General features: G+C 66.9%; 22 protein-coding genes and 1 other RNA gene. 11 read left to right on the top strand and 12 right to left on the bottom strand.

Annotated features, from left to right (window positions below; translation table 11 throughout):
• Window positions 1–261: 261 nt before the first annotated feature.
• Window positions 262–1371 carry a GGDEF domain-containing protein gene (locus tag A7D17_RS05950; RefSeq protein ID WP_425479577.1) on the bottom strand — a complete coding sequence of 370 codons (1110 nt, stop codon included), beginning with the start codon at window positions 1369–1371 and terminating at the stop codon, window positions 262–264.
• A 160-nt stretch (window positions 1372–1531) separates the two neighbouring features.
• Between A7D17_RS05950 and A7D17_RS05945 the strand changes: the two genes are divergently transcribed.
• Window positions 1532–1605: non-coding RNA, sX9 sRNA (locus tag A7D17_RS05945), on the top strand.
• Window positions 1606–1609: 4 nt separating this feature from the next.
• Here the strand turns inward: A7D17_RS05945 and A7D17_RS05940 are convergent.
• The 3 genes from A7D17_RS05940 to A7D17_RS05930 all read right to left on the bottom strand — a co-directional run bounded on the left by A7D17_RS05940 (window position 1610) and on the right by A7D17_RS05930 (window position 7214).
• A complete protein-coding gene (locus A7D17_RS05940; protein WP_064508253.1) occupies window positions 1610–2332 on the bottom strand; it encodes a pseudouridine synthase in 723 nt (240 codons plus the stop codon).
• A gap of 172 nt (window positions 2333–2504) precedes the next feature.
• Window positions 2505–4907, bottom strand: coding sequence for a putative bifunctional diguanylate cyclase/phosphodiesterase (locus tag A7D17_RS05935; RefSeq protein ID WP_064508252.1), 2403 nt, complete (start codon window positions 4905–4907; stop codon window positions 2505–2507).
• 405 nt (window positions 4908–5312) lie between these two features.
• Entirely contained in the window at window positions 5313–7214 is a 1902-nt protein-coding gene (locus A7D17_RS05930) for a DEAD/DEAH box helicase (protein WP_064508251.1), read from the bottom strand.
• Window positions 7215–7386: 172 nt separating this feature from the next.
• Between A7D17_RS05930 and A7D17_RS05925 the strand changes: the two genes are divergently transcribed.
• The 4 genes from A7D17_RS05925 (at window position 7387) to A7D17_RS05910 (ending at window position 9270) form a co-directional block, all read left to right on the top strand.
• Entirely contained in the window at window positions 7387–7887 is a 501-nt protein-coding gene (locus tag A7D17_RS05925; RefSeq protein WP_064508250.1) for an RNA polymerase sigma factor, read from the top strand.
• 24 nt (window positions 7888–7911) lie between these two features.
• Complete coding sequence (locus tag A7D17_RS05920; RefSeq protein WP_064508249.1) at window positions 7912–8559, top strand: hypothetical protein; 648 nt, start codon at window positions 7912–7914, stop codon at window positions 8557–8559.
• A 151-nt stretch (window positions 8560–8710) separates the two neighbouring features.
• Window positions 8711–8953 (top strand): RNA-binding S4 domain-containing protein, encoded by a 243-nt coding sequence (locus tag A7D17_RS05915; RefSeq protein ID WP_064508248.1) that lies wholly within the window; start codon window positions 8711–8713, stop codon window positions 8951–8953.
• Complete coding sequence (locus tag A7D17_RS05910; RefSeq protein WP_064508247.1) at window positions 8950–9270, top strand: hypothetical protein; 321 nt, start codon at window positions 8950–8952, stop codon at window positions 9268–9270. Before A7D17_RS05915 ends, A7D17_RS05910 begins: the two co-directional genes overlap by 4 nt.
• A 153-nt stretch (window positions 9271–9423) precedes the next feature.
• Here the strand turns inward: A7D17_RS05910 and ubiM are convergent, their stop codons facing one another.
• The 6 genes from ubiM to A7D17_RS05880 form a co-directional block, all read right to left on the bottom strand.
• Window positions 9424–10602, bottom strand: coding sequence for a 5-demethoxyubiquinol-8 5-hydroxylase UbiM (gene ubiM, locus A7D17_RS05905; RefSeq protein ID WP_064508246.1), 1179 nt, complete (start codon window positions 10600–10602; stop codon window positions 9424–9426).
• A gap of 159 nt (window positions 10603–10761) precedes the next feature.
• Entirely contained in the window at window positions 10762–11163 is a 402-nt protein-coding gene (locus A7D17_RS05900; protein WP_064508245.1) for an MAPEG family protein, read from the bottom strand.
• Window positions 11164–11188: 25 nt separating this feature from the next.
• The gene (locus A7D17_RS05895) at window positions 11189–11764 is read right to left on the bottom strand and encodes a DUF4019 domain-containing protein (protein ID WP_064508244.1); all 576 of its coding nucleotides are present in this window, start codon (window positions 11762–11764) and stop codon (window positions 11189–11191) included.
• A gap of 350 nt (window positions 11765–12114) precedes the next feature.
• Complete coding sequence (locus A7D17_RS05890; RefSeq protein ID WP_029219334.1) at window positions 12115–12369, bottom strand: hypothetical protein; 255 nt, start codon at window positions 12367–12369, stop codon at window positions 12115–12117.
• 75 nt (window positions 12370–12444) lie between these two features.
• Complete coding sequence (locus A7D17_RS05885) at window positions 12445–13629, bottom strand: COG3904 family protein (RefSeq protein WP_064508243.1); 1185 nt, start codon at window positions 13627–13629, stop codon at window positions 12445–12447.
• A 90-nt stretch (window positions 13630–13719) separates the two neighbouring features.
• Window positions 13720–14697: a hypothetical protein gene (locus A7D17_RS05880; protein WP_064508307.1), complete on the bottom strand. Its 978-nt coding sequence runs from the start codon at window positions 14695–14697 to the stop codon at window positions 13720–13722.
• Window positions 14698–14823: 126 nt separating this feature from the next.
• Here A7D17_RS05880 and A7D17_RS05875 point away from each other — a divergent pair, with 126 nt between their 5' ends.
• The 4 genes from A7D17_RS05875 to A7D17_RS05860 are packed head-to-tail and all read left to right on the top strand — an operon-like array spanning window position 14824 to window position 19557.
• Window positions 14824–16287, top strand: a complete 1464-nt coding sequence (locus A7D17_RS05875) for an AlkA N-terminal domain-containing protein (RefSeq protein WP_064508242.1) — start codon at window positions 14824–14826, stop codon at window positions 16285–16287.
• Complete coding sequence (locus A7D17_RS05870) at window positions 16284–16829, top strand: methylated-DNA--[protein]-cysteine S-methyltransferase (RefSeq protein WP_064508241.1); 546 nt, start codon at window positions 16284–16286, stop codon at window positions 16827–16829. The genes A7D17_RS05875 and A7D17_RS05870 overlap by 4 nt, the downstream gene beginning before the upstream one ends.
• Before the next feature lie 37 nt (window positions 16830–16866).
• Window positions 16867–18174 (top strand): alkaline phosphatase family protein, encoded by a 1308-nt coding sequence (locus tag A7D17_RS05865; protein ID WP_064508240.1) that lies wholly within the window; start codon window positions 16867–16869, stop codon window positions 18172–18174.
• Between the two features lie 45 nt (window positions 18175–18219).
• A complete protein-coding gene (locus A7D17_RS05860; RefSeq protein ID WP_064508239.1) occupies window positions 18220–19557 on the top strand; it encodes a chloride channel protein in 1338 nt (445 codons plus the stop codon).
• A 263-nt stretch (window positions 19558–19820) separates the two neighbouring features.
• On the opposite strand, the gene A7D17_RS05855 is transcribed toward A7D17_RS05860, so the two are convergent.
• Window positions 19821–20003: a 30S ribosomal protein THX gene (locus A7D17_RS05855; protein ID WP_003487537.1), complete on the bottom strand. Its 183-nt coding sequence runs from the start codon at window positions 20001–20003 to the stop codon at window positions 19821–19823.
• Between the two features lie 278 nt (window positions 20004–20281).
• Window positions 20282–20698, bottom strand: coding sequence for a MerC domain-containing protein (locus A7D17_RS05850; protein ID WP_064508238.1), 417 nt, complete (start codon window positions 20696–20698; stop codon window positions 20282–20284).
• Between the two features lie 160 nt (window positions 20699–20858).
• On the opposite strand from A7D17_RS05850, the gene A7D17_RS05845 reads away from it, so the two are divergent.
• Window positions 20859–22925 (top strand): TonB-dependent receptor, encoded by a 2067-nt coding sequence (locus tag A7D17_RS05845; protein ID WP_064508237.1) that lies wholly within the window; start codon window positions 20859–20861, stop codon window positions 22923–22925.
• 475 nt (window positions 22926–23400) lie between these two features.
• Window positions 23401–25782, top strand: a complete 2382-nt coding sequence (locus A7D17_RS05840; RefSeq protein WP_064508236.1) for a TonB-dependent receptor — start codon at window positions 23401–23403, stop codon at window positions 25780–25782.
• Window positions 25783–26122 lie beyond the last annotated feature (340 nt).

Genomic DNA, 26122 nt, shown 5'->3' with positions numbered 1-26122 from the left:
GGGGCAGCTGACACCACCACTGCGCAGCCGCCACGCGGTCGCTGCCAGTGCTCAGACGTGTGTGTACCACCCGTGCAGTCTGGTTCTGAGCGCGTCACCTGACCCACGTGACGACTGCTCGCCGATCAGCCGTGTTGATTACCGTCTCGCCTGCTCCTGCAGACTGCAGCCAGACGTCTGACGCCGCCCCCCGGAGGCACCAACACCGCACGCACGCATTGCAGACACGCCTGCCGCCAGCCAGGCAGTCGCCAAGCGGTCCTAGTCCAGCGCCACCACCTGGTCGCGTCCACCGCGCTTGGCGGCATACAAGGCCTGGTCGGCACGCTTGATCAGCGCCTCCACGCTTTCGTGCGGATACAGCATGGCCACGCCGATGCTCACCGTCACCGGCAAGGCAATCGTCATGGTCGCCACGCTTTGCCGCAGGTATTCGCACTGCACCCGCGCCTGCTGCAGGTCCACATTGGGCAGCAGCAACACGAACTCTTCGCCGCCGTACCGCGCAATGGTGCCGCTACCGGCCACATGTGCGCGCAGCAGCGTGGACAGCTCGCGCAGCACCGCATCGCCCTGGTCGTGCCCATGTACATCGTTGATCACCTTGAAGTGGTCCACGTCCAGCAACGCCACCGACAGCGGCTGGTTGGCCACCCGCGTCTGCTGAGTGGCGGCCGCCAGAGCGGCGGCGAAGGCACGGCGATTGGGCAGGCCGGTCAGTGGATCGGTGCGGGTCTGCTCGACCAGATCGGCGTTGACCGCTTCCATTGCCGCGTAATACTGCGCCATCTGCTGCTCGTACCATTCGCGCTCGCGCAACTGCTGGCGCAGCTGCCTGCCGGCCAGGCGCAGTTCCAGCAGATGCGAGGCCTGTCGCGACAAGGCCTGCAAGGCAGCGCGCTGGTCATCGCGCAGGTGCGCCGGCGCCTGGTCGAACACGCACAGCGAGCCCAGCGGCATGCCTTCGCTGGTGACCAACGGCGCGCCGGCATAGAAACGCACCGCGCCCTCGCCGGTGACCATCGGGTTATCGAAGAAGCGCGGGTCCAGCAAGGTGTCGTCGACGGTCATGACTTCGTTCGGGCGCAGGATGGCGTGCGCGCAGAACGAAATGTCGCGCGGCGCCTCGCTGCGCGGCACGCCATGGGCAGCCTTGAACCACTGCCGGTGCTCGTCCACCAGCACCACCGCCGCCATCTGCGTCTCGCAGACGGTGGAGGCCACCAGGGTGAGGTCGTCAAAGGCGCGCTCGGGTGGCGAATCCAGCAGGTCGTATTGACGCAGGGCGATCAGCCGTTCGGCTTCGTTTCCCGGCAATTGCGGTTTGATCACGCAGTCAGCCCCCTGCTGAGTGGTTATCGTCGCAAGTATGCCGGAGCCGCATTGGCCGGGCCATGCATGCGCGACTTCGCAGGTGTTCGCACACCTTCCGGTTCATCCAGCCAGCCGGCTTGGACCGGCTGACAACACGCCGGCTGGCAACACGATTGCGTAGCCGCCAGGCGGGCGCGGCCGATGCGCGGTGCGGCGTATACCGCTCGTCCACTCCGGTTCTGCGCGCGCCGCCACACCCAGCTGACGATTGCTCGCTCGGTTCTCTTGGCCGCCGTTACCAGTCGGTGCGCTGCGGCAGCAAACCACGCAGCTCCGCATCGCTGAGATTGCGCCATTGCCCCGGTTTGAGCGCGGCCAGCTTGATGTTGTCGATCCGCACCCGGCGCAGCTGCGTCACCCGGTAGCCGAACTCGGCGGCCATCAGGCGGATCTGCCGGTTCAAGCCCTGCTCCAGCACGATGCGGAACCCGAACTTGGCGATCCGCGCAGTGCGGCACGGCAACGTGGTCTCGTTGTGGATGCGCACGCCGCGCGCCATGCCGCGCAGGAATTCATCGGTGACCGGCTTGTTGACCGCCACCAGGTACTCCTTCTGATGGCGGTTTTCTGCGCGCAGGATCTCGTTGACGATGTTGCCGTTGCTGGTCATCAGGATCAGCCCTTCGGAATCCTTGTCCAGGCGGCCGATCGGAAAGATGCGCTGCTCGTGGCCGACGAATTCCACGATATTGCCCTTGACCGAACTCTCGGTGGTGCAGGTAATGCCCACCGGCTTGTTGAGCGCGATGTAGACATGCTTGCGGCCGCCGGGCTTCTTGGCCTCACGTGCGCGCAGCGGCTGGCCGTCCACCAGCACGGTGTCGTCGTCGCCCACCACCGCGCCGGTGCCGGCCACCACGCCATTGACGGTGACGCGGCGTTCGCCGATCAGGCGGTCGGCCTCGCGGCGCGAGCAAAAGCCGGTCTCGGCGATATGTTTGTTGAGTCGGTTGGTCATTCGCCAATTATCGGCGATTTCGGCGGCCGTGCGCCGTCGCCTGCAGGCGGTAGCGCAGCACCTGTGTGCTGAGCGGCTTGCGCAGCAGTGGCGCATCTCCCAAACAACGCGTCCCCATACGCCGCCGGAGTCTTAGGGCCGGATGGCGCGCTGGCAACTGCAATGACCGGCCCTAGCCGCTCACCATCAGCAGCGGCTGCGGCGCGATCAGGTCGTCCAGCGGACACGGGCGATGCAGGCTGAACCCCTGCACCTGGCCTACCCCCGCGTCGCGCAGGCCGGGAATATCGGACTCCGACTCCACGCCTTCTGCCACCACTTCGATCCCCAGCGCCAGGCCGACCTGGGCAATCGAATGCACCGCCGCGCGATCCACGGCATCGTGCGCGTAGTTGCGCACGAAGCCGCAATCGATCTTCAGCACATCCACGGTGAACTGCTTGAGGTAGCCGAACGAGGCCAGCCCGCTGCCGAAGTCGTCCAGCGCCACATGGCACCCGCGCGCGCGCACGCTCTGCACGAAGCGCTGCGCATGTTCCAGGTCGCCGATCACTGCGGTCTCGGTGATTTCCATGCACAACTTGGGCACCAGCGCGGGATAGCGCTCGAACAGGGCGCAGACGAAATCGAGAAAATCCGGTTGCGCGATCGATTGTGCGGACAGGTTGACGTGGCACAAATCCAGCGTGGCCACATGCATCGGGCTGGCAGCCAGCTGCGCGCACAGGGTCTCCAGCACGTAGGCATCGACCATGCGCCCCAGCCCGTAGCGCTCCACCGCCGGCAGGAATTCGCCCGGGCTCAGCACCCGCCCATCGCGCGCGCGCATGCGCACCAGCACTTCGTATTGCAGGCGCCCGGGGTCGCTCAGCACCTGGATCTTCTGCGCATACAGCAGAAGGCGTTCTTCGGCGATGGCCTGTTGCACGGCGCTGATCCAGCCACCGTCGTGACGCCGCCGCGCCAGAGCCAGATCGTTTTCGCCGAAGCAGCGAATGCGGTTGCGGCCTTCTTCCTTGGCCGCGAAACAGGCCAGGTCGGCCGCGGTCATCAAGGCATTGACGTCGCTGGCGCCCTGGCGGATTTCCACCACCCCGAAGCTGCAACTCGGCGTCAGCGGCCGACCGTCCTGATGGCTCCACGGCTGCCCGAGCACGCCATGCATGCGCTCCAGCAGCGCTTGCGCCTGCGCCAGGTCGGTATTGGCCAGCAGGATCGCGAACTCGTCGCCCCCCAGCCGCCCCAGCCAATCACCGGGGCGCAGCTGCATGGTGATGACATCGGCGAAGTGGCACAGGAACTTGTCGCCGACCGCGTGCCCGAAGGTGTCATTGACCAGCTTGAAGTGGTCCAGATCGACGAAGCACAGCGCATGGCACAGCTGCGGCGACTGCGGCGGCTCGATCAGCCGCAGCAGACGCCGCTCGATCTCGCGGCGGTTGATCAGACCGGTCAAGGCATCGTGGCGCGCGTGGAAGGCGACCTCGTCGGCCAGTTCGTGCGCGTGCGAGACATCCTCGATCACCGCCAGCACCAGCGTGGGCTCTTCCGGGCCAGGTTCCACCAGCGAGGCGCTCCAGCGGCCCCACATCACCCCGCCATCGGCCCGCAGAAAGCGCAGCTCGCCCGATTGCATCAGGCGTGGCCAGTCGATCATGCCGCGGCCGTCCAGCACGATGTCGTCCGGATGCATCACCTCCGCCAGCGTGCAGCCCGGTAGTTCGTCCGGGCGGTAGCGCAGGATATTGGCCATCGACGCGTTGGCGTCCAGCACATGGCCACGTAGGTCGAACTTGACCATGCCCAGCGCGGCCTGCTGGAACGCGGTGCGAAAGCGTCCCTCGTGCGACAGCAGGTAATCGCGGATGCGGCGCATCGCCAGCACGCAGGTGGTCAGCACCAGGAGCAAGGTGGCCAAACTGCAGACCACCATCACGTCGTGCAGCAGGCGCGCGCAGCGGGTCAGCAACACCAGGAATTCGGCCGCATCGCTGCGCATGCGCGCGTCCAGCAGATGCAGCTCGTCGCGCAGCGCCTGCAACGTGCGCGGGTCCGGCTTGCCGGTGGCCTGTGCCGAGGCTGCACGATCGGCCAGCGCACTCAATTGCAGGATGTCGGCGTCGGTGCGCTTCCACAGCGCAATCGCCTCGCCCAGGTACGGTACGCCCTGGCCATAGCGGTACAGCCGCACCATCTGCGGCATGTCCTCTGGGGCATTGCGGCCAGCGGCCAGACCGGCATGTACCGCGTCCCAATCGATCACCGGCTGCTCGACCGCGATGCGCGCCGAGCGATCCCCCAGCGGCACTTCCAGCGCGCGGCAGGCTGCCTGCAGGTCGGCCGAATCGCCGCTGCCCAGGTACCGTTCCAGCCAGTACACCGATTCCTGTTGGGCCTTGGACCACTGGCTTTCGCCGACGATCCAGGCGGTTGCGCCGGACTGGGTTTCGATCACCAGTGCCGAGCCCACCGCCATGACCACCGCCATGCCGATCAGCAGCGCCAGGGGCAACGTCAGCCAGCCGCGGACCAGGTGCAGGGTCTGCCCACCACTCTTGCGTGCTGCCTGTGCCATTGCCATGTGTCCTTCACCGCCCCAGTGCGATTCAGGCGCCCAGTGGGCGCCTGAAGGCAGTAGCGGCCGCAACGGCGCACTCTGTATGGCCGGGCCCGCTTATCGGGACGCGGGTACAACTTGCGGAGCCGATCGATCCCGGATCTGCGCGACCGCCTCGAAACGAGGGATGGCGCGTCGGCGCTGCTATGTCCTTGAGAACATAGCGATTCCAGCCATGCGCTGCGGACCCGGCCTGCGATACCACCGCCGGTGGCGGCCTGGAGCGGCCAATACCACCTCGCAAGCAGCCGTCAGGTGGATCTAGCCGACGCACTCAGAACCGGAGGGCACGCAAGCTGCAGGCCGAATGCGGGCACCGGCCGCGCGCGCCTGGCGGCGGCGCAGTCGGCGCGTGACCCGCGCTTACTCGCCGCGCGGCTTGGGCGGACCCTTGCGGTGCGGCGCGCCGGCGCGGTCCATCGGACGCCCGGGGCCATTCGGACGGCCCGACGGCTTGCCACCGCGCGGGAAGCGCGGCTTGGACGGCGCAGCGGCCGCCTCGCCCTCTTCCAGCTTGCGCATGTTGAGCTGCTGGCCGGACACCCAGACCTTCTTCAGGTGCTGCAGCAGTTCGCGCGGCATGTCGGCCGGCAGGTCCAGGATCGAGTAATCGTCCTGGATGTCGATGCGGCCGATGTAACGGCTTTCCAGACCGGCCTCGTTGGCAATCGCGCCGACGATGTTGGCCGGCTTCACGCCGTGGCTGTGGCCCACTTCGATGCGATAGCTCTCCATACCGAACTCCGGTTCGCCACGCGGGGCCGGCTCACGGCGCGGACGCTCGCTGCCGGCATCCTCGCCACGCGGCGGGCGCGGTGCGCGGTCGCCGTCGGCACGCGGGCCACGCTCGAACTTCGGCTCGAAGCGCGGACGATCGCCGCGGTCGGCACGCTCATGACGCTCGCGCGGCGCAATGTCCTCGCGCGCACCACGCACCGGCGGGGTCAGCAGGAACGGCGCATCGCCCTGCAGCAGCTTGGCCATGGCGGCGGCGATATCGATCGCCGGTACGTTGTTTTCGGCCTCATAGCGCTGCAGCAGATCGCGATACATCTCGATCTGGCCGCCGGCCAGCGTCTCGGTGATGCGGGTCATGAAGCGCGCGACGCGGGTGTCATTGACTGCATCCACGCTCGGCAGCTGCATTTCTTCGATCGGCTGGCGGGTGGCGCGCTCGATCGAACGCAGCATGCCCTTCTCGCGCGGGGTGACGAACAGGATCGCCTCGCCGCTGCGGCCGGCACGGCCGGTGCGGCCGATGCGGTGCACATAGCTTTCGGTGTCGTACGGAATGTCGTAGTTCAGCACGTGGCTGATGCGCTCCACGTCCAGGCCGCGCGCGGCCACGTCGGTGGCGACCAGGATGTCCAGCTTGCCGTCCTTGAGCTGGGCAATGGTCTTCTCGCGGGCTGCCTGCTGCATGTCGCCGTTGATGGCAGCGGCAGCCATGCCGCGCGCCTGCAGCTTCTGCGCCAGCTCTTCGGTACCGGCCTTGGTGCGCGCGAAGATGATCATGCCGTCGAACGGCTCGACCTCGAGAATGCGGGTCAGCGCGTCCAGCTTGTGCAGCCCGCTCACCCACCAGTAACGCTGGCGGATATTGGCCGACGTGGTGGTCTTGGCTGCGATGGTGACTTCGGCCGGGTCTTTCAGGTAGGTCTGCGCGATACGGCGGATGGCCGGCGGCATGGTGGCCGAGAACAACGCCACCTGGCGCTGCTCTGGCAGTTTCTTGAGCACAGCCTCGACATCGTCGATGAAGCCCATGCGCAGCATTTCGTCGGCTTCGTCCAGCACCAGCGTCTTCAGCTGCGACAGATCCAGGGTGCCGCGGTCCAGGTGATCGATTACCCGGCCAGGGGTACCCACCACCACATGCACCCCGCGCTTGAGCGCACTGAGCTGCTGGGCATAGGGCTGGCCGCCGTAGACCGGCAGCACGCGGAAGCCGGGGATGGCTTCGGCATATTTCTGGAACGCCTCGGCGACCTGGATGGCCAGCTCGCGGGTCGGGGCCAGCACCAGCGCCTGCGGCTTGACCTGATTCAGGTCGGCATTGGACAGCACCGGCAGCGCGAACGCGGCGGTCTTGCCGGTGCCGGTCTGGGCCTGGCCGAGCACGTCGCGGCCAGCCAGCAGCGCCGGGATGGTGGCGGCCTGGATCGGCGAAGGGGTCTCGTAGCCGACGGCGGCAACGGCCTTCATCACAGCGTCCGAGAGGCCGAGGTCTGCAAACAGCAGCGGCGCGGAAGATTCTTGGGTCATGGGTAACTCCGGAGGCGCCGCACGGAGCCGGCAGGCGCAAAGCAGCATAGTGTGCGCCCTTACCCCCCCTGCTGTCGAAGGGCCGTGACAGTCCGTTCAGGTTGTGAGGATTTGCCCGCGCCAGCGAATCATCCCCTCAAGCCAACCTTTTCTCCTCCTCACGCCCTGCCCCATGCCCCTGGACACAGACCTCCAAGCCCGTTTCAGCAGCCTGCTGCAGCAGCACCGCGGCATTGCGCTGAAGGTCGCGGCCAGCTATTGCCGCGACCGCGACGACCGCGACGAGCTCGCCCAGGAAATCGCCGCCCAGCTGTGGCGGGCCTTTCCCAGCTACGACCCGGGCCGGCGCTTTTCCACCTGGATGTACCGCATCGCGCTGAACGTGGCGATCAGCGACCTGCGCGGCCGCAGCCGGATGCCCGGCGAACCGATCGCGCTGGATGCGGTGGTCGATCGCATCGCCGATCCACTGGCACACGACCCCGTCCGCGAGCAGCAGGTGCATGCGCTTTATGCCTTCATCGCGCAACAACCGCCGCTGGACCGTGCCCTGTTGCTGCTCTATCTGGACGAACACAGCTACCGCGAGATCGGCGAGGTGCTCGGCATCAGCGAGACCAATGTCGCCACCAAACTCAGCCGCCTGAAAGCCCGCATTCGCACCGACCTCTGACCTCACCACCGCACTGGAGCCGCCATGGAACTGGATGACATGCACCACGCCTGGACCACCCTGGAACACCGCCTGGACCAACAGGCCGCGCAGATCGGCCAATTGCGTGAGCAAGCCCACAGCAACGCCGCGCACGCCAGCCTGCGCCCGCTGTGGCTGAGCCAATCGGCGCAGCTGCTGTGCGCCATCGCGCTGGGCAGCGTGGTGGCGCGCAGCTGGAGCGGCAGCGGAGACGACATGGCGGCGATCATCGGCGGCGTGCTGCTGCAGTTGTGGTGTGTGGCGCTGGCACTGTCGGCGGTACGGCAACTGCAGCTGCTGGCGCGACTGGACTTTGCCGGGCCGCTGTTGCAGACCCAGCAGGCGCTCGCGCAGCTGCGCCGCTGGCGCACACGGGTGGCGCCCTGGCTGGGCATGGCGTTCTGGCTGCTGTGGGTGGCGGTGGCCGACAGCCTCTGGCGCTGGCTCACCGGTATCGGCCTGCCTCACGGGTGGCTGCTGCTCAATGCGGTCTTCGGCGTGATCGGCATCGTCGGCACCTGGTATGGCTACCGGCGCCTGCAGCACGCGCGCCATCCCTGGCTGGATCGCCTGGACGACGCACATGCCGGGCGCGGCATGACCCGCGCGACGCGCCTGCTGGCGGAGATCGCGCACTTCCGGCGCCAGTGAGCGTGCCGGGTTGCGTCGAATGCGCCCCTGCTGACCCAGACCGTGCCCGGGCCAGGACCACCGACGGCGTCCTCCAGTGCGGCGCAATCGGTGGTGGTGCTGTCGGCTACCGCAGGCGGATAATCGCTCTCTTTTCGTCAACGAGCGCAGCATGCAGATCCTGGAATTCGACATCGACGGCGAGTACATCGAGCTCCACCAGTTGCTCAAGCTGGCTGGCCTCGCCGACAGCGGCGGCCAGGGCAAGGCGATCGTCGCCAGCGGTGCGGTCAACGTCGACGGTGCGCAGGAGCTGCGCAAGACCGCCAAGATTCGTCCCGGTCAGGTGGTGCAGCTGGAGGATGTGGAGATTCGCGTGATGGCGATGGACCCGGACGCGGCACCGGCCGAATGAAGGTGGTGGAGATCGGCCAGCGCAACATCGCACCCTCGGCCGACGACCCGGAGCACGACGTCCATGTATTTTCGATCGCCATCGGTTCGGCAACGCCGTTCTGGTTGGAGCACTCCATCCGCGGCGGCCATGCCGAGCGCGGCGGCTGCAGCATGCTGGCGCTGCACGAGCTGGAAGGCTGGCGTGGCGACTGGCGCGCGGACGTGACCAAGGCCGGCTGCGCCTGGGTAATTCCGCTACTGGAACAGGCCTTGCGCTGCGGCGATGCGCAGGCCGCGATCGAGGCGATCGTTGCGCGGGTAGACGCCTTGCGCTGAGCTTAGCCAGCGCGCTTGCGGCATGCGCAAGGATGCGTGGCCGGTGCGCAACATGGCTCCATCAGGCATGGAAACAGGCTTCAAACGCTAGTGCGCCGGGCTGAGGCAGCGTGGTGCAACAGGTGATGATTTTCGCGCCACAGTCGCAACGCCTCAGGCACCCCGCTGGACCAGATGCGCAGCAATCGCCCGCTTGAATGGCGCCACCACATGCGCGGCCCGCAGCGCTCCCGCTCGGGCGAGCCGTGCCGGCAGGCGATCGTCCGTGTAGAGCGCCGCCAGGGCATTGGTGGCCTCGTACAAGGGGCGTGTGGCGACGCGATGCGCGCGCTCGTAGTCGTGCAGCAGCACGGCGCTGCCAATGTCCCGCCCGCTGGCCGCCGCTCGACGCACGCGCTCGGCCAGGCGTGCCTGGCTCTGCAGTCCGAAGTTGAACCCGTGGGCGGTGACCGGATGCATGCCCACCGCCGCATCGCCGATCAACGCCGCGCGCTCGCTCACGAAGCGCTGTGCATAGCTGGCGATCAATGGATACGCATGCCGGCTGCCGTCCTGATCCATCGGACCCAGGCGGTGCTCGAATGCATCGGTCATCGCAGCGCCGAACCGCACGGCGTCGAGCGCAAGCAAGGCCTCGATCCGTCGCGGCGGCAAGGTCAGCACCGCGCCGGCGCGATTGCCATGCAGCGGCAGCAATGCCAGCGTCTTGCCATAGCCGAACCACTCCCACGCCGCATGGTGATGCGGCAGCGCATGCCGCATGCGACACACCAGCATGGTCTTGCCGAAGTCACGCAGCTGCGCACCAATACCAAGCAGGCGCCGGGTACTGGAAAACCGGCTGTCGGCAGCCACCAGCAGACGCGCCGACAGCCGCTGGCCATCGGACAGTTGGAGCTGCACGCCGGTGCCGCTGTGCTCGATCGCGCGCACGCTGCAACCGCAGCGCAACGCCACCCCGTCCTGCCCCTGTACCGCCTGCCAGGCGGCGCGCCGGATCAGGTGATTGGGCACCAGCCAGCCGAGATCGCCCGCGCCAGGTGCAGAGGCGGCGAAGGTCAGCGCAAATGAAGACTGTCCGTCCATGACCCGCGCATCGCGCAGAGGCGAAATTGCTTCGGCCGGGAATTGCTGCCAGATGCCCGATTGCTCCAGCAAGGCGTGCGAGGCATGGGTCAGCGCGATCTCGCGCCCATCGAAGGCGGGGTCGGCCAGCTGCGCGTGCGGCTGCTGATCGATCAACACCAGCGACAGGCCGGTGCCAGCCAGCGCGCGCGCAAGACTCAGACCTACCGGCCCGGCACCAATGATCGCGATATCCACCTTCTGCATGCCGTGTATCCGTGATTGCCGATGCAGGGAGTCTAGAGCCGGCACGCTGTGCAGCGCTTGATCCAGATCAAGCGCTGCATCTTTTAGGCATGCCTTTGGTCTGCCTACCCGGGCCGCCAACGTTGGCCAGGCAGCGTCCTCATCGCGGCCGGTGTCGGATCACAGACCCAGCAGTGCACGCACCAGCTTGACGATGCCCCAGAACGACACCACCCAGATCGCACTGCGCAGGTACGGAATACCGGCCGCATAGACCGGCACATAGGCCACGCGCGCCCACAGGTACAGCTGCACCGCCAGTGCAGTGTCCGCACTGGTACGCCCCGCCACGCTCACCGCCAGCACCGCCGCTGCGAAGATCGGAAAGGTCTCCAGATAGTTACGGAATGCGCGATCCAGGCGAGCCGCCACACCGGTCAGCGGCTTGGCATCGCCATCGCGTGCGCTTGCGTTCCACTTGGTGCCGCGCTGGGCAGTCATGCTGGCCGAGGCGGCCAGCAGCTGCACCAGGCCGAGCACCATGGCCCAGCCCAGCATCTTCAGCTCGATCGTCAGTTGCATGCGCGTCTCCTGGCCGGTTGCGGCATCACTTCACCGCCGTGCGCAGGCTGTAGCCCGCTACACGCCAGGTCTTGTCTTCGTCCAGGCGGAACGACACCAGCTCGCGCACCGGCTGCTGCGCATTGGCGAACCGGGTCGGGAAACTGACGTTGACGTACAGCCCTTCAGGCACCTGTGCGCCAGGACCGTACTTGACCCGCGTCACCGAGCTCTGGCCGCGACCGACGACCGCACCCAGGCGCGCGCGCTCGCCGCCCAACTGCGCCACGAAGGCATCGCGCTTGACCGCGGTCTTGGCCACGCGGGAGGCGCCATCCCAGATCGCCGCGGCCTTGTTGGTGTCGACCATCTGCGCCACGCGCAAGGCGGCCTGGGTCATCTCGACGTCCTGCTTGGCTACCTGAGCCTGTTGAGCGGGGCTCAGCGCCGGCGCGGCCGGCTTCTGCGCCGCAGCCGCCGGTTGCGCCGTCGCCGCAGTGCGCGTGACAGATGCCGGTTGTGCCGCAGGTGCGGTGGCTGCGCGGTCGGAAGACTGCGGTTGTTGCGCGAACACCAGCGCTGGAGCAAACACCAGCGCAACAAGCAAACGAGGATGACGCATGGACAGGCACCTTGACTGGATCGGATGGAAGGGTGAGCCGCACACCGTGCGGCCAGTGGCGCAGTCTATGCCGCGACCTGTGCAAAACAAGCAACGAGTGCGATCACCTGCAATCGGCGACATGTCGGGTAGATCGCTGATCGAATCGAATAGATGGCGTCCTCAGGAACAGTGCAGCCGGGCAGCGAGTGGAACTGCTGCTGGAGGGACTCAGGCATGGCTGATCCACCATCGCCAGCAGTCATCAGTGCATGGGCGGCGCACAGGAACCCGCGCGCACGGTGGTAGGTGAGGAATCCAGACAGCCGCCGCGCCGGCCTTAAGGCTGTGCAGTCGGTGTGGCTATCGCCCTAAACCTCGCCACCAGGAGCTGGTGGCACCGCAGCCACCCCGCGCGGCCGCCACAGCCGCCAGCTCACCCAGAACGCCCGCGCAATGGCTGCAATCAGTGCCGCCAGGCTCAGCCACATTGCCAGCGTTGCCGGCCATTGCTCGCGCATTGCCTCGGCGGCCAGGCGCAGCAGTTCGGCCACGCCGAAGCCCACCAGCACCAGCAACGCCGATGGCAGGTACGCCAGTAGAACGCCTTTGGTCTTGCCTCGCATACTGCCCCCTGACCCGGTTTTATGCAGCGACCATAGGCAGCGCTCAGTGCGATACGCGTGAAAGCTGCAACGGCCTCAACCGTCGGCAGGCGCAGGCGCCGACGAATCGGCCCGTGCAGCATCCCGGGCCGGTTCGGCAGCCGGTGCGAGCGGCTGCGTGGCGTCGACCGGCGCCCCATCCTGCGCATCCAGCGCCGGCGTGACCGGCAGGGCCGCCGCATCGGTTTCGGCCAGCGGGCTTTCTTCCGGGCAGGCCGCATCCGGAAAACCGAAGCGCTGCTTCAGTGCCAGGCCACAGGCATTGACCGCATCCAGGTCGGCGCCCTCGCCCTTGCACTTTTGATCGAACGCCACCAAAAACGCATCCTTGCGCCGCACGAACGCATCGCCGCACTTGCGCATCTGCCGGATGCGTTCAAGGTCGTCCTGTACGGCATTGGTGCCATCCAGGCCGTACTCGCGCAGCTCCTCCATCGTCAGCAGCCGCAGGCTGCGGTTGGGCACCGTCATCATCAGGTCGGCCACCGCCACCGCCACACCGTTACGCTCCAGATAATCCTTGACGTTGCCGTAGACCTCGCGCAATTCGCGATTGAGCTCCGCACGCGAGGTCGCCTTGGAGCTGATCCGCATCATCCGGTGGATGCCCACCTTGCCGGCCACCAGGCGGTTGTCGCCGGCCGCCAGCACGAAGACGCAGGCGCTATGGCAGATCGAGCCTTCGCGCACCCAGATGGTCCAGTTGGATTCGCCGATGGTGTCGCCGGCGCGGATCGCGGCCTCCACCTGGCCACCGCTGGAATCCAGATCCAGGATGCGATGCGGCAACTTCCACTGCTCGGCCACTGCGGCCAGCCGCCACACCAGCGCCGCGAAACCGGCGTTGATCTTGCCCGCATAGCGCACCCGCACCAGCCCGGTCTCGCGGCATGGCGCCAGCGCCGCTTCTACGCTGGGCCGGTCCAGCGCCGGCAGCAAGATGCCATCGCCGGCCTCCTTGCTGTAATCGGTCGCGCAGCTGATCCAGGCCTGGCCCGCTTCCAGTTCCGCCTGCGGCCAGCCCGCCTCGCCCGCCTGCGCGCGTGGACGGGGCGGTGGCGCCACCGGCTCGGGCGTATCCACCGACACCATGTGGTCGCCATCGCCTGCCTGCGCTGCACCACCCTGCTGTGCTCCGGCAGCATCAGCGGATGTGCCGCTGCGGTCGCAGGCAACCAGCAGCAGTGCACAAGCAAATGACAGACAAAGCGGCTTGAGCATCGAGATGAGCACCAGACAGGAGCGTGAGCGGGCTCTCAGTCTAGGGCGGACGCGCCGCAGCCCCCGAACCCTGCCTTAATACGCGACCTGTCATGCCAGTTGCAGGTGCGGCTGATCCGCACGGCGCCAAGCGTCGTGGCGTTCCTGCACATGTCGAGCAGCCTCGGTCACACTGCGCTCCTCGCCAAATGAGGCGATGTATCTGCATGCTGCGAAGGCGGTACTGGCGCCCTCATAGCCTGCAATCCACCGCAGGCGCTCCGGTAGCGCTGCGTGCTCGGCGCGCCACGCGGCATAGGGGGGACGGATGCGTCGATGAATGCCCACACGCCACGGCTTGGGGCTTACCCGAGCACGAAAGCATTGCTGCATACGACACATCCGGGCGTAGACCGCGTCAACGCCGAGTTGCGAAAAACAAGCGGCGGCCTCTGCGTCATCCGGCTCAAAACAGCGGTGCAACGCCAGCAGACGAAACCCAGCAGGCGTTCGATACAGCCGCAGGTGCCACTGCGGGTGTGCGGCTGCGAAATCATCGATACGCTGCCGGGCCTGCTGTTCTGGTGTGCCTGCGCGACAAAACCGATGACGGCGCCAAGACCTCGCCAGACTGTTCGATAACCAAGTCACCGCCGTCGCCAGTATCACCCCGCCGAACAGATGGAATTGGAAAGTACCAAGCAACATCACGCTCACCAAGATCAGCAAACCCCAACCAACCCCCAGGCCCCTACGCGGCAAATGTGCAAAATCCACATCCGCAAACAGCACATTGGGGGTGTTCAGGCACAAGGCGCCATAGCTGTTGCGGGTAAGCACCAGACTACCTTCCTGCACGACGATCTCTTCGCGAATCGGCAAGCCTTCTCCATAGGCCGCGAGCCTTTCCCTCCGCGGCAGCGGCGTGCCGCTCAGAATCGCGTCGAGCGCCTCACCGGCACGACCACGCGCATGCAGTTCAGCCGCAGCGTAGCTTTCATCGGACCATCCGAATCGGCGGACGGTGATGCTGCGCCGGCCTTCCCGATGCTGGATACGGGCCTCGGCCCAATGTCTGGGAACAATCATCCCTGCGTCCTGTTTCACGTCTTGGCTGATCAATCCGGCAGAGAATATCCGGGCGGGAGACATCCAGGCAGCAACCCTGTCCGAAAACGGCCAGCCGTGGCGCGAGCCAGCGCATAGACTGGCGCCATGCAGACGATGACGCCAGATCGAATTCAATGCGACCGCGCCCGGTTGGCGCGCGATGCGCGCTTCGACGGGCTGTTCTTCACCGCCGTCCGCAGCACCGGCATTTACTGTCGGCCGGTGTGTCCGGCGCCACCACCCAAGCCGGGCAACGTCAGCTATTACCCGAGCGCGGCGGCGGCCAGTGCGGCCGGCTATCGGCCGTGCCTGCGCTGCCGGCCGGAGCTGTCGCCGCAGGCGCAGCAGCACCTGGGCGAAGAAAGCGTGCAACGTGCACTGGCGATGATTGCCGAAGGCGTGCTGCAGGAGCAGCCGGTGCAGACGCTGGCCGATGCGGTGGGCGTGAGTGCGCGGCAGTTGCAGCGGCAGTTCGTGCAGCAGCTCGGCGCCACGCCGATCCAGGTGCATGGCACGCGCCGGCTGCTGCTGGCCAAGCAGTTGCTGACCGAAACCGCCTTGCCGGTCACCGAAGTCGCGCTCGCCGCCGGCTTCAACAGCCTGCGTCGCTTCAATGCGGCGTTCCTGGAAGGGTGCGGGATGCCGCCGTCGGCGTTACGCAAGCAGCGCGCCGAGGTACCGGGCGGCGAACTCACGCTGCGCCTGAGCTATCGCCCTCCTCTGGACTGGCCGGCGATGCTGGCATTTCTGCAGCGCCGGGCGATTCCGGGGATCGAGCAGGTCGATGCCAGCGGCTACCGGCGCGTGATCGGTACGCCAGGAAACGCCAGCTTGATCGAGGTTGTCGCCGCGCCGCAGCGGGCCGAGCTGCTGCTGCGCATCGGCGCCACCGACCCGCGCCAGATTCCGCAGATCGTGCGCCGGGTGCGTCGGCTGTTCGATCTGGATGCCGACTTGCAAGCCGTCCACGCCACGCTGGCATGTGAACCGCTGTTGGCCGGGGCGATCGCGCGCCGGCCCGGCCTGCGCGTGCCGGGGGGATGGGATGGCTTTGAAGTGGCGGTGCGGGCGGTGCTGGGCCAGCAGATCAGCGTGGCCGGCGCGGCCACGCTGGCGGCGCGGCTGGTGGAGCGCCACGGCGGCCGGCATGCCGAGATGCCGCCAGGGCTGGATCGCAGTTTCCCCACGCCCGCACAGCTGGCCGAGGCGCCGCTGGAACAGCTCGGGCTGCCGGGCGCACGCGCCGCCACCCTGCGCGCACTGGCCTGCGCCTGCGCACAGGGCCGGCTGCACTTCGGCGCCGGCCAGCGCCTGTCCGAGTTCGTCGCCGCGTGCGTCGCCCTGCCCGGTATCGGGCCGTGGACGGCGCACTACATCGCCATGCGTGCGCTCTCGCATCCGGATGCATTTCCGGCCGGCGACCTGATCCTGCAGCAGGTACTCGGCGCACCGCTGCGGCTGAGCGAACGCGCTACCGACGCGCGTTCGCAGGCCTGGCGCCCGTGGCGCGCCTACGCCGTGCTGCACCTGTGGCATCTCGCCGCCGACCGCAAGGAATCCCGCCCATGAGCACCGTGCATTACGACCTTTTCCCGTCGCCGATCGGCACCCTGACCGTGGCCGCCGACCAGGCCGGCGTCCGGCATATCCTGTTCGCGCAGAACCGCTACGACGCCGCCGGACGCGCACGCTGGGTGCACGATCCGGACGCCGCGCTGGTGCGCGAGGCGCGCGAGCAATTGCTCGATTATCTGTATGGGGGGCGACGCCGCTTCGACCTGCCGCTGGCACCGGTGGGCACACCCTTCCAGCTCGAGGTCTGGCACACGCTGGCGCAGATTCCGTTCGGCCAGACCTGGAGCTATGCGCAGCTGGCGCAGGCGGTGGGCCGCCCCGCTGCCAGCCGCGCGGTAGGCGCGGCCAACGGACGCAATCCGCTGCCGATCGTGCTGCCCTGCCATCGCGTGATCGGTGCCAACGGGGCATTGACCGGGTTCGGCGGCGGGCTGCCGACCAAACAGGCCTTGTTGCAACTGGAAGGCTGGTCGCCACAGCCGATCGCACGCGCCGGCGATCTGTTCGCCGATGCCCCCGCCGCAGGCTCGCGATGACTTCGCGACGTCATCGCTGCCCCGTACACTGGGCCACATGATCGACCGACGTTGTGTGGTTGCCGCGGCAGCCACGGCCCTGCTCGCCGCCTGTACCAGCCAGCCCCTCCAGCCCAGTGCCCAGGCGCACTCGGCCAGCGCATCCCCCCCGCCGGCCGCCACGGCAGCAGCGGATGATGGCCCGCACACCTTGCTGCTGATCTCCATCGATGGCCTGCGTGCAGACATGCTTGATCGCGGCATCACCCCGACGCTGTCGCAGCTGTCCCGCGATGGCGTGCGTGCGCGCTGGATGACGCCCTCGTACCCGTCGCTGACGTTTCCCAACCACTACACGCTGATCACCGGCCTGCGGCCCGACCACCACGGCATCGTGCACAACAGCATGCGCGACCCGGCACTGGGTGGTTTCTGGCTGAGCAAGCCCGAGGCAGTAGGCGATGCACGCTGGTGGGGCGGCGAACCGCTGTGGGTGGGCGCCGAACGTGCCGGCCTGCGTGCGGCCACCTGGTCATGGCCGGGCAGCGAAGCGGCGATCCAGGGCGTGCGCCCCTCGCAGTGGCGCCATTACGAAGAGGGTGTGTGCCTGGACGCACGCGTGGACGCGGTGCGCGGCTGGCTCAAGGCCGACGGCGTCCAGCGCAATCGCCTGGTCACGCTGTACTTCGAACAGGTGGACGAAGCCGGCCACGACCACGGCCCGGAATCGCGCGACTATGCCGATGCCGTGCGCGCGGTGGATGCCGCCATCGGCAGGCTGCTGGACGGCATGCAGCGCGACGGCACCCGCGCGCGTACCAACATCATCGTGGTCTCCGACCATGGCATGGCCCAGGTGCCGTCCGGCCATGCCATCAGCGTGGAATCCATGGCGCTGCCCGGGCTTGCCACGGCCACCACCGACGGCCAGGTGATCGGGTTCGTGCCACTGCCCGGGCAGCAGGCCAAAGCCGAGGCGCATCTGCTCGGCGCGCATGCGCACTACGACTGCTGGCGCAAGGCACAGCTACCGGCACGCTGGCATTACGGCACCCACCCACGTATTGCACCCATCGTGTGCCAGATGCACGAAGGCTGGGATGCACTGTTCCCGGACAAACTGGCCAAGCGTCCGCAGCAGGGCATGCGCGGCTCGCACGGCTTCGATCCCGCCCTGCCCTCGATGCGTGCGGTGTTCGTGGCGCAAGGACCGGATCTGGCGCAGGGCAAGACCTTGCCGGGCTTCGACAATGTCGACGTCTATGCCTTGATGACGCGCCTGCTGGGCATCGAGGCCGCGCCTAACGATGGCAACCCGGCCACGCTGCTGCCGGCATTGCGCGTGCCACCGGACGCTACGCACTGAGCACTGCGCACACCCGCTGCAGCGCGCGGATGCGACAATGGGGCCATGTCTGCTTCTGATCCCTCGCCGCGTCGCTTGCGGCCGCTGTTGTCCAGCGAAGGCTGGCGTCGTCGCGCCGCACTGTGGGGCGGCGCGATCGCGGTGGCCCTGGTTGCCATCGTGTTCGCCAAGGCCAGCGATGCTGCCTTCCAGTTGTTTCAACGCATCACCGCGCATTCGATCTGGTGGGCATTGCTGCTGACCCCGGGCATCTTTGCCCTGCTCGCCTGGCTCACTTCCGGCGCCTTGCGGCCCACCCGCGGCAGCGGCATTCCGCAGGTCATCGCCGCGCTGGAGCATCCGGACCCGGCATTTCGCGACACCAACCTGTCGCTGCGCGTGTCGCTGGGCAAGCTTGCGTTGACCACGCTGTCGCTGCTCGGCGGCGCATCGGTCGGGCGCGAAGGGCCGACCGTGCATGTGGGTGCCAGCCTGATGCATGTGTTCGGGCGCTGGTTTGGCTTCCATGATCCGCGCGAGCTCTCGCATTTCTTGCTCGCGGGCGGCGCCGCCGGCATCGCGGCGGCATTCAACACCCCGCTGGCCGGCGTGGTCTTTGCGATCGAAGAACTTAGCGGGCGCTTCGAGCACCGCTTCTCCGGCACCTTGCTCACCGCGGTGATCGTCGGTGGCGTGGTGTCGCTGGGCCTGCTGGGCAGCTACACGTATTTCGGCAAGGTGGCGGTGGCGCTGCCGTTGGGCCGTGCATGGCTGGCGATTGCGTTATGCGGCAGTGTGGCCGGCCTGCTCGGCGGTATCTTCGCGCGGCTGGTGCTGGCCAGCGTCAGCGGCAAACCGCGCTGGTTGGGCGCACTGCGCCAACGGCATCCGGTGCTGCTGGCCGCGTTGTGCGGCGTCGCCCTGGTCGGGCTGGCGGTGGTGTTCGGGCAAGGTGCCTTCGGTACCGGCTACGAGCAGGCGCGCAGCCTGGTGCAGGGGCATGCCGTGGTCGGCCACGAATTCGGCCTGATGAAGCTCCTCGCCAACCTGGTCTCGTACCTGGCCGGTATTCCGGGCGGCCTGTTCTCGCCAGCGCTGGCGGTGGGTGCCGGCATTGGCCACAACCTGTCGGTGCTGATGCCGGGCGTGGACCCGCGCACCTTCGTGCTGCTGGGCATGTGCGCCTATCTCACTGGCGTGACCCAGGCACCGCTGACCTCGGCGGTGATCTCGCTGGAGCTCACCGACACCAGCCAGATGCTGCTGCCGATCCTGGCCACCGTGTTGATTGCACGCGCGGTGTCGGGGCTGGTGTGCAAAACGCCGATTTATCGTGGGCTGGCCGAGCAGTTGCTGGCCCCGGCGGCGAAGACCACCGCACCGGCTGCGGACACAGCGCACTAGAGACGTTGTTGCACCATCGAGGCGCGCAGGCTGTCTCCGGTGCATCTCGGACAGCAGCGCTGGATGCCATTGCGCGAGCCACTGTTGACTGGCTTGCGCCGATTTGCCCCAGGGGCCAATGGCGGTGACGCGCCGCCGGGTCCACGTGGTCCAGCGTGACCCAGGCACGCCAGCAGGCAGACGACCAGCCTGTCGCGCTGACATCGGACATAAAAAAACGCGGCGCAAGCGCCGCGTTTTTCAGATCGCAAAGCGGGCTGGGGTCAGCTGGCCTTGGCGACGGTCTTCTTGGCAACGGCCTTCTTGGCCGGCGCCTTGACCACGCCCTTCTTGGCAACCGGGGCAGCTGCACCCACGACAACCTTGCTCACCGCGTGCGAACGCGAATTGCCGTAGCTGGCGTTGTAGCGCTTGCCCTTGGCGGTCTTACGGTCACCCTTACCCATTTCGTCGACTCCTGAATGTGAATACAAATTCCCGTGCTGGCACGGGTCTGGCGAGGGTTGCACCGAGCGGCGCCCTCGCGCAAGGCCGGCAAGCCTACCACGTCGGCCCGGGGCCGCGCAGCCGTGGGGCCTGCCAAGCTGTGAACCAGCCATCTCTGGACCAGATCCACCATCGGCGGTGCCCGGCGGTCAGCGACCGGCGCCGGCCTGGCACCGGAATGAAACAGGCTTCCTAATCGCTGACTGCAACCATCGCGCAGCTGCCTGTCAGCGCATCGTCAGTGCGCGCAACTCGCGTCGTGCACGTGCCCATGCCCGTGATTCAGGCGCAGATTGACCAGGTGCGCGATCCCTACCAGGGCGCCGCCCAGCGTCATCACCACCGCGTGCGGCACCACCGAGTGGTGCAACGGGTCGTACAACAGGCCCAGCCACAGCAGCGCCAGGCCCGGCAGCAGCAACGCGAGTGCGTGTAGCGCCTTGTGGCGGCGATACCCCAACACCAGGCTGAAAAGCCCAAGCAGAGTCACGAAAACGACGATCGCCAGTTCGACCCCGTCGCCCAGCCAGAACGACAACCCCAGCGACGGGGCCAGGGCCAGCACCAGCGGCAGCACCGCGCAGTGCACGGCGCACAGCAGCGACCCGGTTGCACCGAAGCGGTCCATCAAATGGCGAAGTGTGGGCAGAGGCATGACTTCCAGCAGGTACTCGCGGCGACGTGGAATAATATAACATCTTCCTTGTTCCAGGCCCGCACCACTGCATCGCGCAGGACGGGCCTTGCCGTCGGCGCAGCAGGCAAGCTGCGCCACCCTATTGATATACAGTAACAATTTAGAGAGTCCGGTCGACATGCCCCCCTCCCTTGCTACCTCCTTGCGCCGCTCCACCCTGTCCCTGGCACTGGCCAGTCTGCTGACGCCTGCCCTGGCCATGGCTGACGACGCCCCGGCCGTTGCCGACCCGCAGACGCCGCCGACCTCGGACACCCGGCATGACGCCACCCATTCCAGCGGCCGGCATATCAAGGACCTGGACAAGGTGGTGGTCACCGCCAGCCCGCTGCGCGATGCGGCCGGCGAATTGAGCCGACCGGTCGAGGTGCTGGCCGGCGAGCGTCTGGACGAGGTGCGCAGTTCGAGCCTGGGCGAAACCGTGGCCAGCCTGCCGGGCGTGCAGAGCTCCAACTTCGGCCCCGGCGTGGGCCGGCCGATCATCCGAGGTCTGGATGGCCCGCGCGTGGCGGTGCTGCGCGATGGCCTGTCCACCCAGGACGTGTCTACCGTCAGCCAGGACCATTCGCCAGCCATCGAGCCGTTTTTGGCAAACCAGATCGAAGTGTTGAAGGGTCCGTCCACGCTGCTGTACGGCTCCGGCGCGATCGGCGGCGTAGTCAACGTGGTCGATGGCCGCATTGCCGAAACGCCGGTAGACGGCTTCAGCGGGCGCGCCGAAGTGCGTTTTGACGGCGGCGACAAGGACGGCAATACCGACATGTTCCGCGTCGATGCCGGCAACGGCAGCGGCCTGTCGATCCATGCCGATGGCGTGTACCGCAACCAGAACGACTACGACACCCCGCAGGGCCGCCAGCTCAATAGCTGGATCGATTCCAAGGTGGGCTCGATCGGTGCATCGCTGTCCGGCGACTGGGGGTTCGTCGGCGTGTCGGCCTCGCGCTTCCGCGACAACTACGGCAACCCCGGCGAGCCGGGCGACCCGACGATCGGCGAGCGCGGGGTGTCGTTGAAGCTGCAGCAGGATCGCTACGACCTCAAGGGTGGGCTGACCGATCCCTGGGGCGAAGGCAGCGCGCTGCGCTACAGCTTCGGCCACACCGATTACGCGCACACCGAATTCGAAGGCGCCGAAGTGGGCACCGTGTTCACCAAGCGCGCCAACGAAGGCCGCGTGGAAGCCTCCTTCACCTTTGGCGGCGGCTGGCAGACCGCATTCGGCCTGCAGGGCAGCGACACCACCTTCCAGGCGATCGGCGAAGAGTCCTTCGTGCCCAAGACCGATACCCGCTCGCTTGGCGCCTTCGCCGTGGCGCGCAACAGCTGGGAGCGGGTGACCGCCGAAGTCGGTGCGCGCGTGGACAAGGTCAAGTACCAGACCGACATCGGCGTGGACCGCGACTTCACCCCGACCAGCTTCTCGGCCAGCGGCGGTTTCCGCTTCAACGAGCAGTGGCGCCTGACCGCCAACCTGGACCATGCCGAGCGCGCTCCGGCCGAAGAAGAACTGTTCGCCGACGGCCCGCATATCGCCACCCTCGCCTATGAGATCGGCGATGCGGATCTGAAGACCGAAAAAGCCAACCAGGCCGAGCTGGGACTCAACTTCCAGAACGAATGGGTGGATGCCAAGGTGTCGGCGTACTACAACCGCTACAACGACTTCGTCTACATCGTCGACACCGGCAATCAATGGTTCAACGAAGAAGACAACGACTTCCTGCCGATCCGCCAGTGGACGCAGGCCGATGCGATCTTCCACGGCTTCGAAGGCGAAGCGACCTTCCACCTGGCCAACAACGACACCGGCGCGTGGGACCTGCGCGTGTTCGGCGATACCGTGCGTGCGCGCCTGAAAGATGGCGGCAATCTGCCGCGCATCGCGCCGGGCCGCGTCGGTGCGCAGATGCGCTGGAATGCCGATGCATGGCGCGCCTCGCTCGGCGCCACCCGCACCATGAAGCAGGACAAGGTCGCGGTGAACGAAACGCCGACCGACGGCTATACCTTTGTCGATGCGCACCTAGCCTATCACATGGACCACGGCAGCACGGCATGGGAAGTGTTCCTGGACGGCAACAACCTCACCAACCAGGACGCACGCGTGCACACCTCCTTCCTCAAGGACGATGTGATGCTTCCTGGCCGCAGCGCCTCGTTCGGCGTGCGGTTGTTCTTCTGACGGCGGTCTCTCTCCCCCGCCGGGTAGAAGCGAGGCCGCCTTCGGGCGGCCTCTTGTTTTTGAGTGGCCGACAACACCTGGCGCGCAACCGCCATCTGGTCGGTGCAGCGCACGAGGGGAGATCACATTCCGGGCAGTGCCCGCGTCCGCCTGGTGGTTAAACAGTCGTCTGGGTCGCTGCGCTGGGGTCGCCGCAGCCATCGCCTGCGCCAAGGCTGTGTACATCGATACACGCCCCATCCCGCACGGCTGCGAGCCCTTGCGAGGCAGTACATGCATGCGGGCGCAGCCGCTAGCTGCTGCGTCGCACAACGTGCGCTGGCGCATCTGCGGTACAACTTCCGTGCAATGCGCTGACAGGGGGCGCAAATGATGCGCCGATACGGCGCGCACTTGCGCGTGCACTGCCTGCCGCTGCATGCGCCACCACACGCGTCGCGGCAGTCCTCTCGCAGTGAGACCAGGAGCCTTGCGCATGCGTTTTCCCGCACCCCGTTACACCCTCTCGCTCGCCGTTGCCGCCGCACTGCTGGCGCCCGATGGCCGTGCCCAGACATCGCCCGCTGCCTCCGGCACGCCGGATGCCACCACCCTGGATGCCGTGATCGTCAGCGGTACGGCACGCTTCAAGGGCCTGGCCAAGCGCGATGCCAGCTTCTCGATCACCACCGCCAGTCCGGAGCAGATTCAACAAGCCGTCCCGCAAAGTACCGCCGACCTGTTGAAGATCGTGCCGGGCGTATGGGCCGAGCCCAGCGGCGGCGGCACCGGTGCCAATATCTTCGTGCGCGGCATGCCCTCCGAAGGCGACGCGCCATTCGTGACCATGCAACTGGATGGCTCGCCGCTGTTTCCGCCGCCCACGCTGTCGTTCCTGGAAAATTCCACGCTGTTCCGGGTCGATGACACCGTCGAGCGTATGGAAGTGCTGCGTGGCGGCTCCAGCCCGATCTTCTCCAACGGCCAGCCCGGGTTGACGGTGAACTTCATCCAGAAGAAGAGCCAGGACGAACCGGAGGGCAGCGTGCGCCTGACCGGCGGCAACAACGCGCTACGCCGCATTGATGTGTTCAACAGCGGCCCGATGGGCAATGGCTGGTACTACAGCGTAGGCGGATTTTTTCGCGAGACCGACGGCGTACGCGACCCGCAGTTCTCCGCTGACAAGGGCGGCCAGTTCAGTGCCACCTTGAGCAAGCGCTGGGACAATGGCGAGCTGTCGTTCTATGCGCGCCACACCGACGACAACAACGCGTTCTACACCGCCATTCCGCTGCTGTCGCGCAACAACGGCAACGACCTGTCCAGCTTTCCCGGTCTGAATGCGCAAACCGGCACCCTGCTCGGCCGCGATTTCCGCAATGTGGAGCTGTTGGTGGGCCCGAACGGCCAGAGCCTGCAACGCGACCTGGCCGATGGGCGCGGCGTCAACATCGATGTGTTCGGTGGCGAATTGAATTGGGAGGTGGGCGACTGGACCATCGCCGACCGCTTCAACGTGATGAGCGGCAGCGCGCCGACCTATGCGCTGTTCACCGGCGACGCACCACTGCGGTTGAGCGACTTCATTGCCGGCTACGGCACCACCGGCAGCGCGACGTACACCAACGGCGGCGGCGCAGTCGACCCGAATCAACAGGTGCTCGAAGCCGGCTGGTGGTCGGTGGACAAGCGCCTGAATTCGGTTACCAACGATCTGCGACTGAGCCGTGCGCTATTTGAAGGCAATACCTTGACCATGGGTGCGTACTACGCCAAGTATTCCTCTGCCGACACCTGGTACCTGGGCAACACCATGTTGCTCACCGCGCAAAACAACGCACGTCGCATCGACGTGGCATTGGACGATGGACGCCAGGCGACGCGCCAGGGCTTCACCAGCACCGCGTTCCTCAACCTGCGCGCCAACTACGACGGCGAAAACATCGCGGCCTTCGTCGCCGACGAATGGGAACTCAACGACCGCCTGAGGCTGGACCTGGGCGCGCGCTACGAGCGCCAGAGCGTGACCGGCAATGTGCACGACACCAGCACGGTGGATCTGGACGGTAACCCGGCCACGCTCTACGACAACGCCACATCGCTGGCCCTGGCAACCACCCGGCGCATCGATCAGGACGATGAGGCGTTTTCGTGGACCGCAGGCCTGAACTTCAAGCTCAACGACAGCAACAGCCTGTTCGCACGCGTCAACTCCGGGGTGAAGTTTCCCGGCTTCGACAATCTGCGCGACGGACAGAACCGCGTACAGGAAGTGGACCAATACGAGCTGGGCCTCAAATCCGGCGCCAGCAGCTACGACCTGTATCTGACCGCGTTCTACAACACCTTCAAGAACTCCCCGTTCCAGGCGTTCCTGTCCAACGGCGACAACTTCACCGCAGTGGGCGATTCGCGCGCGCGCGGCCTGGAGGTGGAAGGTGCCATCCGCCCGTTCGGCGGCTTCGAGCTGGCCGGCACCGGCGTGTGGCTGGATGCGAAATACCGCAACTATCGCGAGTTCACCGGCAACCAGGTGATGCGCCAGCCCAAGCGCCAGTTCCGGCTGACGCCGAGCTACTACTGGATGCTGCCATTCGGCGACCTGAAAGTGTTTGCCACCTATTCCTACATTGGCGATCGCTTCGCGGACCTGGCCAACAGCCAGCGCCTGCCCTCCTACGACATGCTGGATATCGGCGCCAACCTGCACGTCGGCGAGCATTGGGAGGTGACCGCCAGCGGCAGCAATGTCACCGATACGCTGGGGCTCACCGAAGGCAACGTCCGCGTGCCGGGTGCGGCGACCGGCGGGGTGTTCATGGGCCGGCCGATTGCCGGACGGCAATACCAGATGTCGGTGGCGTATCGCTGGTGAGCCATAGGTGCCAGGCTCCGCGCAGCAGCGCAATGCGACTGCGCGGAGCCTGGCACCAGGCCTTGCGCCGCCCTCTTCGCCACGCATTCTTGTCCTATGCCAAGCGTCGGCGACAGTCGTTGAGTCGTTGCGACACACCCCGCGCAGCGGGCGTCCAGCTTCTGCATGACGTACGCGGTGCGGCTACGTGATGGCAACCGGCTCGCAGCGGTACCCGCTGCGAAGCAGAACGACGCATCGCGATGTATTATTTCGATCGATACGCTCGCTCCTGCAAATTTTTCCAAAAGCATCTGTACGCAAAACTTCGCATGCAACGCGCAAATCTGCATGCCAGCCA

The organism is Xanthomonas floridensis (assembly GCF_001642575.1).
GTDB lineage: Bacteria > Pseudomonadota > Gammaproteobacteria > Xanthomonadales > Xanthomonadaceae > Xanthomonas > Xanthomonas floridensis.
The sequence above is the reverse complement of the archived record's forward strand: the minus strand, read 5'-3'. Positions and strand labels throughout refer to the sequence as shown.